Genomic DNA, 13,270 nt, shown 5'->3' with positions numbered 1-13,270 from the left:
GCCATTATTATGGCGTGATTGACTCAGGCGAGGTTTGCTGGATGTTCTGTTACGTGACGCGGTGAAGCAGGTGTGCCTGCCGCGACATATCGTCTTGGCCAACCAGCAGTCTTACTGTCATTCCTCAAGTCGTATGGCTGCGCGATTTTGCGGCGCGAAAAATCTCGTTCGGATGGTCATACGTTGGATTTGAACGGCAATAGTCGCTTCACCGGCGGTTTGCGAGAACAGTCCGTGCATCAGCCTATGGCCGTGGCCATCCATTGTGCAACTGCACGCAAATACGACAGATCATTTGCGCAAAGCCACTTGCATGTTTTCTCGCTTCCACCGACAGGGAAGTGTTGCAAACTTGTCAAAAGCCGGGCGGAAGCTTTCTGGTCCTGCGAAAACGATAATTTGGGCGGAGCGCATGGATCTTGTCATTGCCTTGACAATCAACGGCTTGGTGTGGGGGCTGATCGTTGCTCTGATAGCGCTCGGCCTTTCGATCATTTTCGGCCTTCTCGACATCATCAACGTGGCGCACGGCGACTTTTTCATGGTCGGCACGGTATTGGCGCTGGTCATTGCGGGGACGACAGGTTTCTGGATCGCGCTCGTTCTGGTGCCGCTGATCGGCCTCGCACTCGGTCTTGTTATCGAGCGTCTTGTCATCCGGCCGACCATCAGCGCCGCATCGTTGACCATCGTCACGACATTCGGGCTGTCCATGATTTTGCAGGAAACTGTGCGTGCGACGTTTGGTGCGCAGGCTCGCCGTATGGCTCCGCCGATTCCTGGCACCATTCCATTGTTCGGTCTCGAATATGACGTTTATCGGCTGTTTGCGGCAGCGTTCGCTGCGCTGTGTATTGCCGCCTTTTTCCTGTTTCTGTCCCGTACGAGGCTTGGAACATGGATCCGCGCTGTACGCCACGATCGTGAAACGGCGACAGCGCTCGGCATTCCGGTCACGCGAGTCTGTGCGTTCACCTTTGGCCTTGGCACTGCAATGGCGCTTCTGGGCGGTGCCATTGCCGCGCCGATCACCACGGTCGAATTTCGCACCGGCGTCGACATTCTTCCGGTGAGCTTCATGGCCGTCGTGATCGGCGGCCTTGGTAACCTCAAGGGGACTGTCGCGGCGGCGCTTCTTCTCGCGGTGCTCGAAGGACTGGTGTCGAGCTTTGCCGATCCCACGCTTGCCCGAATCACGTCCCTTGCCGTGATGAGCGGTGTTCTTCTGCTCAAGCCGAACGGTCTCTTTGCAGGAGCAACCCGATGATAGCCAGCCGCATAAAATGGGCGGGCATCGCCGTCGTTGCCATCTCGCTGGCTTGCGCTCCATTGATCCTTCAGCAGACCGGCAACCTGTTCTGGATCAACGTCATCGCAGAGATCATGATCTGGTCGCTGCTCGCCGCAAGCGTCAACCTGTTGCTTGGTTATGTCGGGCTGCTGTCGTTCGGTCAGGCGCTTTATTTCGGCTTCGGCATGTACGGCGTGGCGATCGGCATCAGCCATTTCGGCCTTGGCTTGTGGCCCGCTTTCTTCCTCGGTGTTGGAGCTGCGAGCGCGATGGCGGCCATTTCCGGGGCGGTGGCCGTTCGCCTGACCTGGCACTACTTCGCGATCATCACGGTCGTGTTCTCGCTGATCTTTTATTTCGTCGCGATGTCGGCGAAGTCGATCACCGGTGGCGACGACGGCCTGTCTTTTAGTACGCCTGCATTGTGGGAGGCGGCGGGATTATCCCTGACCGACCGCGTGACGCAGTTCTATTTCATCTACATCGTCGTTTTTGCCTGCTTCGCTTTGTTCGCGCTGCTCGTTGCGAGCCCGCTCGGAATGCGGTTCGCGGCGGTGCGCGATAACGAAAATCGGGCTTCGCTGATCGGCATCAACGTCTACCTGACACGCTGGATAGCTTTCGTAATCGCCGGATTTTTTGCCGGCGTCGGCGGGGCGCTGTTCGCATTGTTCGGCCGCTATGCGTCGGCGTCCTATATGTTCTATCACGTGTCCGGCGAAGCTGTGGTGTGGAGCATTGTCGGCGGCGCCGGGACGTTGCTTGGACCATTTATCGGCACAGCGCTCCTGATCCTGTTCCGCGAAGTCATCTCCGGCATCTGGGAAAATTACCTCATCGCAGTTGGTGCACTGGTCATCCTTGTCGTGATGTTTGCGCCGCGCGGTATCGTCGGAATCTTCAACGATCTGATCAACCGGCGCGAGCGCAAGGACGATCGGATGGAATCCGACATCGAATCCCTGGCACAGGCGGACTAAGCGGCATGGAAACGGCGCTCGAAATACAGGGGTTGACCAAGCGTTTTGGCGGTCTCACCGCGGTCGATAATATCGACATCCGCTTTCCGAAGGGCATTCTCAATGCGGTGATCGGTCCGAACGGCGCGGGCAAGACAACGCTGTTTAATCTCATAACCGGGATTTTGCCTGCGACGTCCGGCCATGTCTTCTTTCAGGACGAGGATCTGATCGGCAAGCCTCCACACCAGATCGTCGCGCGAGGTCTGTCCCGCACGCTGCAGATCAAGAGCGTGTTCGGCGGCATGTCGGTGAGGGACAACATCCGGATCGCCGTGTTCGCCAATGAAGGTGTGTCGAATCCGTTTCGTCCTGCGCGCGGCTATCGCGACATCAGCAGGCGTGTCGACGAAATCCTGCAGGAGACTGGGCTTGACCGCCTCGCCTCGGCGAGCGCTGGCGCGTTGTCTTATGGCGACGTCGCATTGCTGGAAATCGCGCTCGCGCTCGCCAACCGGCCCCGGCTTTTGCTGTTGGACGAGCCGATCTGCGGCATGAGCCCGAGCGAAACCGAGCGAACGGTGGAGCGTATCACCGAGCTTGCCCGCACGATCGATGTCATTCTCATCGAACACGACATGGAAGTTGTTTTCAAGATTGCGGATCTCATCACCGTGATGGCGCAGGGGCGCCTTCTGGTGCAGGGCACGCCGGATGAAGTAGCCAGGAACGACAAGGTTCAGGAAGTCTATCTCGGCACGCCGGAGGAAGTGGAATGAAGCCGGTTCTGGATGTCGTCAATCTCACGGCTTCGATCGGGCGCGTCCCGGTTTTGCGCGGCGTTCAGTTGCATGTTCAGCCGGGCGAGACCGTTGCGTTGCTTGGGCGTAACGGCGTGGGGAAGACCTCGACGTTGCGCGCGGTTCTGGGCCTGCTTGCACGCAAAAGCGGCCATGTGCATTTCAATGGCGAGGATCTTGCGCGGCTGCCCGCGCATCGCGTCAGCAGCCAGGGCATTGGTTACGTGCCGCAGGGGCGCGGCATCTTTCCGCATCTGACGGTCGAGGAGAATCTGTTCCTCGGATTGCGCGAGCGGCCCGACCCCGCCATTCTCGATTATATTTACGGCCGGTTTTCCCGCCTTCTCGAGCGGCGATACCAGAGCGCCGGGACATTGTCCGGCGGCGAACAGCAGATACTTGCGCTCGGGCGCTGCTTGATGCGCTCTCCCAAGCTGATCCTTCTCGACGAGCCGACCGAGGGCATCATGCCCAAGCTCGTTAACGAAATCCGGCGCGAAATTTCTACCATCGCCAGTCGCGGCGTCGCCGTGCTTCTGGTCGAGCAGAATCTGCGCACCGCGCTCAAGCTCGCGAGCCGCATTTATCTGATGGAAAAAGGCGTTGTCGTCCATGAGGCAACGCCGGAACAGCTTTCCGCCGATCCTTCGGCTGTTCATCGCTATCTTGGCGTATCGATCTGAAGTGAAAAGGTATGGAGAATGTCATGAGCAAATACAGACTGAATCGGAGAAGCTTTCTGTCCCATGCCTTGTCCGGAGGCGTGGCAGCGGGCACTGCCTATCTTGGCCTGACGCGCGATCTCTATGCTCGCGATGGCGGCCCGATCATTCTCGGAAATCATTGCGAACTCACCGGTGGCTTTGCGTCGTGGGGATACTGGCACGATAAGGCGGCGAAGGCCGCGGTGGCGCTTGTCAACGAGCAGGGTGGCATCGCCGGCCGTAAGGTTGAACTCGTTACTGAAGACACCGAATCGAATCCTGCGACCGGCACCCGCAAGCTGCGGTCTCTGATCGAGCGAAGCGGTGCGAACTTCATCGTCGGCTCGGTTCATTCCGGCGTCATGCTGTCGGCCATTCCGGTCGCGACCGAACTCAAGACCGTCTACTTCTCGGCGGGCGAGGCGACGGAAGCGACAGGCTCGAAGGGCAGCCGCTATTCGTTCCGCACCGGCACCGACACCTATGCGCTGGCAGCCGCGGGTGCACCGTGGGCCTTCGAGAATCTCGGCAAGAACTGGACGATCATTTCGCCGGACTATGCCTGGGGTCACAGCCACTATCAGGAGCACAAAGCGGTCATCGAAAAGCTTGGTGGCAAGGTCAACGATCCGATCTTCGTGCCGCTCGATGCCAAGGACATGGTGCCTTATCTCGCCAAGATTCCGCAGGAGACACAGGTCCTGTTCTCGGTGTTCTTCGGCGCGCAGTCGGTCGCTTTCTATACCCAGGCCAAGTCGATGGGGCTGGAAAAGACCATGAAGATGTATTCGATCTGCGGAACGATGGAAGCGATCGCGCCGAACGATCTTCAGGGGGCGGGCGAGGGTGTTTATATCGTCGAGAACTTCCCGCGGGTGCTCAAATACAAGGATGATGAATTTCATCGCGAGCATAATAAGCGGATGGGGATCGACGATGTCGACGCGCGCGAGTCCAACTCGCAGCGGGTGATGGCCAAGAGCCATGCCTGGCAGTCGTGGGAGAATGTCTTCGCGATCAAGCAGGCGATCGAGACTTCGGGCTGGAAGACGAAAAAGGACGATAAGTTGGTGATTGAGGCGCTCGAGGGCGCCAAGCTCGCCAATTCTCTCGGTCATCCACAGGGCGAAAAGCTGCTCCGCCGCGAAGATCATTCCGGCATGGTGGATTGCTATATTTCCCGTGTCGAAAACGGCAAGTTCGAGGTGAAGAAAAAGGTCACGAAGGAAGAGATGATCAAAGCGCTTCCGCCACGCTTCGATTTCACCAAGACCGCGATCTGAGCCTGCTAGACATTGCGGGCGTCAGACGCCCGCAATGTCTAGAATTCGTTCATGTAGGCGTTGTCGCGCTGGAACACGTCGCCGAGATGGCGGATCACCGAGCGCACCCGTGCCAGGAATTCCAGATCCTCGTGCACCGACAGGTAAATGTCGCGGTGTACCTGCACCGCGTTGGCGAGGACCGGCACCAGACCTGGGTTTCGTTTCGCGGAAAACAGCGGAAGTAATCCGATGCCTGCTCCGGCCGCAATTGCATTCTGCTGAGCGTGCATGCTGGACGAGCGAAACGAAACGGTGAGCGGGTCGATTACATCGAGCAGCCAGCGCACCGGCTGGATCGCGATCAGGTCCTCGACGTAGTCGACGAAGGTGTGATGGATCAGCTCGGAGTGATCCTTCGGCATTCCATGCTGGCTGATGTAGCCCGAGCTGGCATAGAGGGCGAGACGGAAGGTGCCCAGCTTCTTGACGACGAGGCGCTGACCCGTTGGCGGAACAAAGCTGATGACGATGTCGGCCTCGCGCTTGGTCAGGCTGACGATATGACGCTCCGTCACCAGTTCGACCACGATACCCGGCTGGCGCTGAGCCAACTCGGCCAGGCGTTCGGCGAGAAAGAAAGCACCGATTCCTTCCATGGTGACGACGCGGACGCGGCCGGTCGCTGCCATGTCTTCGGCACCCAGCGCCTGCGGCACGTTGCCGATTTCCTGCTCGATTCGTTCGGCGACAACGAACAGGCGGTGGCCTTGTTCGGTTAGGACGAAGCCGTCCGGCTTGCGGTCGAAAAGTTTGACCGACAGGTTTTTCTCGAGTTCGGAAATTCGTCGGCTGACTGTGGTGTGATCCACCCGCAGCCGTCGCGCCGCCGGGGCGAGCCGATTCTGCCGCGCCAGTTCGAGAAAGAAGACCAGGTCATTCCAATTGAACATGTCGATATGCTGTCGGGATTTCGGGATATTGGCGCAACATGAATTTCAGCGGCGCACCCAGTCAGTAAGCATACTTAAATTGACTGTAACGCGTCATTTTAGTCACTCTGATTTTCAACGAAAATTACAAAATTGGCGATCCTTACGATAGCAGATATCAACGATTTCAATGTTTTCGCGAGACTCCAAATCTGGGCAGAGGTTCGAATTCTTTCGGACATGCCATTTTTTCGATAAACATCAATTGGTTGTTGAGCTGGCGCGCCGCCTCGTGAGTGGGCGAGGGTGACTTGAGTAGGTGGTGTAGACCAGCATCTTTGGAATTGAGGCGGTGACTATGGAGCTGCGCCAGTATCGCTACTTTGTCGCTGCTGCCAGCCGCCTGCATTTCTCGCAGGCGGCTGACGATGTCGGCATCAGCCCGCCCTCCATGACCAAACAGATTCAAGAAATCGAGCGCGAACTCGGCGTGCGCCTGTTCCAGCGCACCAAGCGCAAGGTTTTTCTCACCGCCGCGGGAGAGATCTTTCTTCAGGATGCACGCCGGCTTCTGAGTCAGGTGGAACGGGCGGAAGACACGGCCCGCCGTGCCGGGCGCGGTGAAGCCGGATGCATCGTGGTCGGCTATGTCGCCTCCACGGCCTATGTCGGCCTTCTGCAACGGGAAGCGATGCTGTACCGGAAGTCTCATCCGGGGGTCGATCTTCAGTTTCACGAAGTCGACATGGATCGCTTGCCGGAGATGCTGGATGACGGCCGGATCGATATCGCTTTCCTTCGTCCGCCGATGACCTATCCCGCCAGCGTGACGTCCATGACGCTGCTGCGCGATCCGTTTGTCGTTGCCCTACCGCGCGGACACCGTCTTGCAAGCCAGCAACGCATCAAGCCGTCGCAGCTCGAGAAGGAGACTTTCGTTCTTCCCGAGCAGATTGCCGGAACGCTGGAAGTCGGCCGGCGAGGAGGGTTCAAGCCCAATCTGGGTCCGCAGCCTGGACGGCTCACCGCGGTCATCACCTATGTCTCGCTTGGCGCGGGCGTTGCCATCGTGCCGGGCTCGTTACGCCATGCCGTGAATATCGGCCGCGTTGTCTACCGCGACCTGACCGCTCCGCCGATCCTGTCGGAGATCGCAGTTGCCTACCGGCGCAGCGAATGGTCACCGGCAACCCGCGCGCTGATCGCGCAGATCGGAAAATCGGCTCTGTCGCGGACAGGGGCTTGATCGCGCAGCGTGCGGTGTGTGCCTTAAAACGTCGATTGGGCATAATTAGCCTGCAGGCAATAATATTGCGATTCCATTTCAATTTATGCCGGCCCCCGGGCGGTCTACACCCGGGCTGACCCGCATCCGTCCTTGACGGAGCGACCGCCGTCACCCGAGTTTTGATGACACCAGGCAGATGCACGGGTGCGCGTATCGGCTGCGGCATCGAACATAAAAGGGGGCCGCCCGGTGTATCAGCCATCTATGCCGCCGTCGACGGACAGGCCTGTGCACGATGTCCCGAACATCACGAGGATTGTGGTTCGCGGCGTTGTCGCGCCCATGCAGCGTCCGTTGCGGACCGCAAGCGGTGTCATGAGTAGTGCGCCGCTGGTGCTTGTCGATATTGCGACCAGCGGTGGGGTCGCCGGGCGCAGCTATGCATTCGCCTATACGCCGGTGGTGCTTGCGTCGTTGACGCGTCTTACGGCGGATATCTCTGAGCTGCTGGAAGGAAAGCCGCTCCAGCCGCAGGTGCTGATGCAGGCATTGCGTGCGCGCTTCGTGCTGATCGGCAGCCGCGGTCTGATCGACATGGCGCTGGCGGCACTCGATATCGCGCTGTGGGACGCGTATGCGCTTCATCTGAAGCAGCCACTGGTGCGTCTTCTCGGTGGCGTGCCGATCGATCTGCCGGCCTATGCAAGCTTCGGCATGGATGGGCTCGAAGACGCCGTGCGTTCCACGACGGAAGCGATCGCGCAGGGCTTCGGCGCGGTAAAGATCAAGGTCGGATATGAGGACTTCGCTGACGATCTTGCTGTGATCCGTGCCGTCAAGCGCGCGATTGGCGATGCCGCTCTGCTGATCGACTACAATCAAAGCCTCAATGTCCCCGAAGCGATCCGGCGCTGCTATGCGCTCGACGATGAGGGGCTGACCTGGATCGAGGAGCCGACGGCCTACGACGACACGGCAGGACACGCCAAGATCGCTGCCGGCATCCGCACTCCGCTTCAACTCGGCGAAAATCTGTGGGGTCCGCAGGATATCGCCGAGAGCATTCGTCTTGGTGCATCCGATCTGATGATGCCGGACCTGATCAAGGTCGGCGGTGTCAGCGGCTGGCTCCGCGCTGCAGCGATCTGCCACGCCGTGCGCATGCCCGTCAGCAATCACTTCTTCCAGGAGGCGAGCGCGCATCTGATGGCGGTGACGCCGACCGCGCAGTTCATCGAGTATTTCGATCTCGCCGGTCCGGTTCTCGCAAAGTCACTGCCGGTGCGGGGCGGCAAGGTGCGCGCCGACGATGCGCCCGGCCTCGGCATCGAATGGAATGAGGCGGCGATCGCGAAGCTGCTCGTCTGACAGCGACTTCAAACAATAGATAACGAGAGGGAACCAGGGATGAAACAGTATCCACGCTTCAAGGCGGCTGCCTGTCATGCGGCTCCGGTTTATTTCGATGCGCATGCGACCGTCGACAAGGCTTGCGCGCTGATCGAGGAGGCCGCGCGCAATGGTGCGGAGTTGATCGCATTCCCGGAGGCCTTCATCGCTTCGTTCCCGGTGTGGTCCGGCGTATGGGCGCCGGTCGATGTCCATGAATTCTTTTGCAAGCTCGCAGCCTCGTCGGTCGAAATTGACGGGCCGGAATTGGCGCGCATCCGCGGTGTGGCGCGCCGTCACGGCGTGTTCGTCTCCATGGGTATCAATGAGGCCTCGCCGATCAGCGACGGCTGCATTTACGATACCAATGTGCTGATCGGCGACGACGGTTCGCTTCTGAACGTCCATCGCAAGCTCGTTCCGACTTATTGGGAAAAGCTGACCTGGAGCAACGGCGACGGTTCTGGCCTACGCGTGGTCAACACCCGGCTTGGCCGCATCGGCGCGCTGGTTTGCGGCGAGAATACCAACGGCCTCGCGCGCTTCGCGCTGCTCGCGCAGGGAGAGAACGTCCATATTTCCTCGTTCTCACCGCGTTGGCCAACCCACCCGCCGGGCGAAGTGGCTTACGATCTTGAGGCTGCGATCCGCTTGCGAGCAGGCGCGCATGCGTTCGAAGGCAAGCTATTCAACATCGTGGCTTCGGGTTTCCTGCCGCCGGAGGCGATCGATATCATTAGCCGGGACAACGCGCGCGTCCGCCAGCTTCTGGAGGAAGCCTCCAAGAGCGTCTCGCTCATCATCGGTCCGGGCGGTGCGCCGATCAGCAATGTCCTCAAGGATGAAGAAGGCATCGTCTACGCCGATATCGATCTGTCGCTGTGTGTCGTGCCGAAGCAGTTCCAGGATGTCGTCGGCTACTACAACCGCTTCGATGTCTTCCAGCTCAAGGTCAACCGCCGCGCGCTGACGGCAGCGGAATTCGTCAACGAGCAGTCATCTTCCTTCGATGTGCCAAGGGATGCTGCACTTGTCGGGGACGAGTGGCGGTCCGAAGGAGATTAAGATCATGTTCGGCCTGCCGGCCCTAGGTACCTCACGTGTCAGGCAAGCCCACGCCGGTGCGATGTCCGATCCTTGACTTGAATCAAGGCGTCCGCGCGCAAAATGCGGAAAAGGTCAGTTCGAGGCCGGTGTCCGTAGCACCGGCCTTCGTGAGTCATGTCAGGGGACCATTTCATGAAGTACGGCCCAGGGATCATCCTCGCCGCAGCGCTATGTTACATCGCCCTTATGGGCGCTGCCTTTGCTGTCGATGAGCCGTTCCGCCAGCATATGTGGATCGCAGTCTTCGTCCTCGCGGCCTTCACGGTCGCCCTGATGCGGAAGACGAGCTTCGTGCCGGAGCCACCGGTCGATGATTCTGTTTTTATGGACGAGCCGATTCGCTACGGCGTCATCGCCACCGTGGCCTGGGGCGTGATCGGCTTCCTCGTCGGCGTACTCATCGCCGTTCAGCTTGCATTCCCTGATCTCAACTTCGAGCCCCTGCTGAATTTCGGTCGCGTCCGTCCGCTGCACACCTCCGCGGTTATTTTCGCGTTCGGCGGCAACGCGCTGATCGCGACGTCCTTCTATGTCGTACAGCGCACCTGCCGCACGCGTCTGTTCGGCGGCGATCTCGTCTGGTTCGTCTTCTGGGGCTATCAGTTCTTCATCATCATGGCGGGGACGGGCTACCTGCTCGGCATCACGCAGTCGCGCGAATACGCCGAGCCCGAGTGGTACGTCGACGTGTGGCTCACGATTGTCTGGGTCGTGTATCTCATCGTGTTCATGGGAACGCTGCTGCGACGCAAGGAGCCACACATCTACGTCGCGAACTGGTTCTACCTGTCTTTCATCATCACCATCGCGATGTTGCACGTGATCAACAATCTCGCGATCCCTGTCTCCATCGCCGGCTCGAAGAGCTATTCCGCTTTCTCGGGCGTACAGGATGCGGTCACGCAATGGTGGTACGGCCATAACGCGGTGGCGTTCTTCCTGACGGTGCCGTTCCTCGCGATGATGTACTACTTCGTACCGAAGCAGGTGAACCGGCCGATCTATTCCTATCGCCTGTCCATTGTCCACTTCTGGTCGATCATCTTCCTTTATATCTGGGCCGGCCCGCACCACCTGCACTACACGGCTGTTCCCGATTGGGCGCAGACGCTCGGCATGGTGTTCTCGATCATGCTGTGGATGCCCTCATGGGGCGGCATGATCAACGGCCTGATGACGCTGTCGGGTGCGTGGGACAAGATCCGTACCGATCCGATCGTGCGTCTGATGGTGACTGCGATGGCATTCTACGGTATGGCCACGTTCGAAGGCCCGATGCTGTCAATCAAGTCGGTCAACTCGCTGTCGCATTACACCGACTGGACCATCGCCCACGTCCATGCCGGTGCGCTGGGCTGGAACGGCATGATTACCTTTGCCGCCGTCTATTTCCTCGCTCCGAAGCTGTGGGGCCGCGAGCGGCTCTACTCGATCCGCATGGTCAACTGGCACTTCTGGCTGGCGACGCTCGGTATCGTGCTCTACGCCTCGGCGATGTGGGTGTCCGGCATCATGCAGGGCCTGATGTGGCGCGAATACGATGAGCAGGGCTTCCTGGTCTACTCGTTCGCTGAGACCGTCGCCGCGATGCATCCCTATTACGTGATGCGTGTGACGGGCGGCCTGTTCTATCTCACTGGCGGGTTCCTGATGGCGTGGAACGTCTATCAGACCATCCGCGGCCGGGTGCGGGATGAAGCGCCCATGGATATGACGCTGCCGACGCGCGACGCCGCAGCACAGCCTGCCGAGTGAGGAGCGAAGATCAATGTCTGTTTTGAAGAACCACTCCAAGCTCGAGAAGAACGCGACGCTGCTGTTGATCGCATCGCTCGCAGTGGTCACGGTGGGGGGTATCGTCGAGATCGCGCCGCTGTTCTATCTGCAGAACACGGTCGAAAAGGTCGACGGCATGCGTCCCTATACGCCGCTCGAACTCGCGGGCCGCAACATCTACGTTCGCGAGGGCTGCTATGCCTGCCATTCGCAGATGATCCGGCCGTTCCGTGACGAGGTCGAACGCTATGGCCATTACAGCCTCGCGGCGGAATCGATGTACGACCATTCCTTCCAGTGGGGATCGAAGCGTACCGGCCCTGACCTCGCGCGTGTCGGCCAGCGCTATTCGAACGAATGGCATGTCCAACATCTGATCGAGCCGCGCTCGGTCGTGCCTGAGTCGGTGATGCCGAGCTATGCCTTCCTCAAGGACAAGCCGCTCGACACCAGCGAGATATCGGCTCATCTGGTCGCCAACCGTCGTGTCGGCGTTCCCTATACGGACGAGATGGTCGCCAACGCCGAAGCGGATTTGAAGGCGCAGGCCGATCCAGATGCTGATTCGAGCGGTCTGGAATCCCGCTATCCGAAGGCCAAGGCCGGCAATTTCGACGGCAACAAGCAGATGTTGACCGAAATGGATGCGCTCGTCGCCTATCTCCAGATGCTCGGCACGCTGGTCGATTTCTCGACCTATGACGATGCTGCTGGCTATCGCTGAGGAGGAGAGGATGGAAACCTACACCGCCATGCGGCACATGGCCGACAGTTGGGGTCTGTTGTGCATGACCCTGTTCTTCATCGGCGCCATCATTTTCGCGTTTCGTCCCGGCAGCCGCAGTCTCGCCGACGATGCCTCCCGTATTCCTTTCGAGGAAGATTGATATGAGTGACAAGCAGATCGACGAGTTTTCCGGCGTCTCCACTACCGGTCATGAGTGGGACGGCATCAAGGAACTCGACAATCCCATGCCACGCTGGTGGCTGATCGTCTACTACGCGACTATCGTGTGGGCGGTGGCCTATATGATCGCGTATCCGGCGTGGCCTCTCCTGCGCACGGCGACGACGGGTCTGCTCGGTTATTCCAGCCGCAGCGAGATCAAGACGGAGCTCGACGCGGCGAAGGCATCCAAGGCCGACTACATTGCGGCGATCGCTTCCAAGTCGGTCACCGAAATCCTTGCCGACGAGAAGCTGCGTACCTTCGCGGCGGCGGCGGGTGCTGCCGCATTCAAGGTCAACTGCGTGCAGTGCCATGGCTCCGGCGCGCAAGGCTCGCCCGGCTATCCGAATCTCAACGATGATGACTGGCTGTGGGGCGGCACGCCGCAGCAGATTCAGCAGACCATCACGCACGGCATTCGCTATGCAGAGGATCCGAACACCCGGCTTTCGGAAATGCCGGCGTTCGGCGACATACTCAAGCCGAAGGAGATCAACGACGTCGCGAATTTCGTGGCTTCGCTGTCGGGCAAGGCTGAGAACGCCAGCGCCGCCGATATTGCCGCGGGCAAGGAAGTTTTCGCGCAGAACTGCGCCGCCTGTCATGGCGACAACGCCAAGGGCAATCATGAGGTTGGCGCACCGAACCTGACGGATGCGATCTGGTTCTACGGCTCGACGCCCGCGGCCATCGCCGCGCAGGTGCGCGCTCCGCGTCACGGTGTCATGCCCGCCTGGGGCGTGCGTCTCGGCGACACGACGGTCAAGGAGCTGACGGTCTACGTTCATTCGCTCGGAGGTGGCGAATAGGACGGCCGTGCACATTGTAACGCGAATGCCCGCTTTGATCGAATCGCATCAGGCCGGACGATCG

Annotated in this window: 13 protein-coding genes; 12 read left to right on the top strand and 1 reads right to left on the bottom strand. The window is 59.8% G+C overall.

Annotated elements, in window-relative coordinates; genetic code table 11:
• Positions 1-412 precede the first annotated feature (412 nt).
• The 5 genes from HMPREF9697_RS10565 to HMPREF9697_RS10545 are packed head-to-tail and all read left to right on the top strand — an operon-like array spanning position 413 to position 5,037.
• Positions 413-1,267: a branched-chain amino acid ABC transporter permease gene (locus HMPREF9697_RS10565; protein ID WP_002717201.1), complete on the top strand. Its 855-nt coding sequence runs from the start codon at positions 413-415 to the stop codon at positions 1,265-1,267.
• Complete coding sequence (locus HMPREF9697_RS10560) at positions 1,264-2,271, top strand: branched-chain amino acid ABC transporter permease (protein WP_002717200.1); 1,008 nt, start codon at positions 1,264-1,266, stop codon at positions 2,269-2,271. The genes HMPREF9697_RS10565 and HMPREF9697_RS10560 overlap by 4 nt, the downstream gene beginning before the upstream one ends.
• Before the next feature lie 5 nt (positions 2,272-2,276).
• Entirely contained in the window at positions 2,277-3,029 is a 753-nt protein-coding gene (locus HMPREF9697_RS10555) for an ABC transporter ATP-binding protein (RefSeq protein ID WP_002717199.1), read from the top strand.
• Positions 3,026-3,733 carry an ABC transporter ATP-binding protein gene (locus tag HMPREF9697_RS10550; protein WP_002717198.1) on the top strand — a complete coding sequence of 236 codons (708 nt, stop codon included), beginning with the start codon at positions 3,026-3,028 and terminating at the stop codon, positions 3,731-3,733. Before HMPREF9697_RS10555 ends, HMPREF9697_RS10550 begins: the two co-directional genes overlap by 4 nt.
• 23 nt (positions 3,734-3,756) lie before the next feature.
• The gene (locus tag HMPREF9697_RS10545; protein ID WP_002717197.1) at positions 3,757-5,037 is read left to right on the top strand and encodes an ABC transporter substrate-binding protein; all 1,281 of its coding nucleotides are present in this window, start codon (positions 3,757-3,759) and stop codon (positions 5,035-5,037) included.
• 38 nt (positions 5,038-5,075) lie between these two features.
• Here HMPREF9697_RS10545 and HMPREF9697_RS10540 read toward each other — a convergent pair whose 3' ends face one another.
• A complete protein-coding gene (locus tag HMPREF9697_RS10540) occupies positions 5,076-5,969 on the bottom strand; it encodes a LysR family transcriptional regulator (RefSeq protein WP_002717196.1) in 894 nt (297 codons plus the stop codon).
• A 337-nt stretch (positions 5,970-6,306) separates the two neighbouring features.
• Here HMPREF9697_RS10540 and HMPREF9697_RS10535 point away from each other — a divergent pair, with 337 nt between their 5' ends.
• The 7 genes from HMPREF9697_RS10535 to ccoP all read left to right on the top strand — a co-directional run bounded on the left by HMPREF9697_RS10535 (position 6,307) and on the right by ccoP (position 13,206).
• Entirely contained in the window at positions 6,307-7,194 is an 888-nt protein-coding gene (locus HMPREF9697_RS10535) for a LysR family transcriptional regulator (protein ID WP_002717195.1), read from the top strand.
• 246 nt (positions 7,195-7,440) lie between these two features.
• Positions 7,441-8,544, top strand: coding sequence for an enolase C-terminal domain-like protein (locus tag HMPREF9697_RS10530; protein ID WP_115622231.1), 1,104 nt, complete (start codon positions 7,441-7,443; stop codon positions 8,542-8,544).
• A 39-nt stretch (positions 8,545-8,583) separates the two neighbouring features.
• On the top strand, positions 8,584-9,630 hold the full coding sequence (locus HMPREF9697_RS10525) for a carbon-nitrogen hydrolase family protein (RefSeq protein ID WP_002717193.1): 1,047 nt from the start codon (positions 8,584-8,586) through the stop codon (positions 9,628-9,630).
• Between the two features lie 174 nt (positions 9,631-9,804).
• On the top strand, positions 9,805-11,427 hold the full coding sequence (ccoN, locus tag HMPREF9697_RS10520; protein WP_002717192.1) for a cytochrome-c oxidase, cbb3-type subunit I: 1,623 nt from the start codon (positions 9,805-9,807) through the stop codon (positions 11,425-11,427).
• Positions 11,428-11,440: 13 nt separating this feature from the next.
• Positions 11,441-12,172: a cytochrome-c oxidase, cbb3-type subunit II gene (ccoO, locus tag HMPREF9697_RS10515; protein ID WP_002717191.1), complete on the top strand. Its 732-nt coding sequence runs from the start codon at positions 11,441-11,443 to the stop codon at positions 12,170-12,172.
• Positions 12,173-12,182: 10 nt separating this feature from the next.
• Positions 12,183-12,335 (top strand): CcoQ/FixQ family Cbb3-type cytochrome c oxidase assembly chaperone, encoded by a 153-nt coding sequence (locus HMPREF9697_RS10510; RefSeq protein WP_002717190.1) that lies wholly within the window; start codon positions 12,183-12,185, stop codon positions 12,333-12,335.
• Position 12,336: 1 nt separating this feature from the next.
• Positions 12,337-13,206, top strand: a complete 870-nt coding sequence (ccoP, locus tag HMPREF9697_RS10505) for a cytochrome-c oxidase, cbb3-type subunit III (protein WP_002717189.1) — start codon at positions 12,337-12,339, stop codon at positions 13,204-13,206.
• Positions 13,207-13,270 lie beyond the last annotated feature (64 nt).

This window comes from Afipia felis ATCC 53690, from assembly GCF_000314735.2.
GTDB classification, from domain to species: domain Bacteria; phylum Pseudomonadota; class Alphaproteobacteria; order Rhizobiales; family Xanthobacteraceae; genus Afipia; species Afipia felis.
Note: the sequence above shows the minus strand (reverse complement) of the source record. Positions and strands in the feature narration are given on the sequence as shown.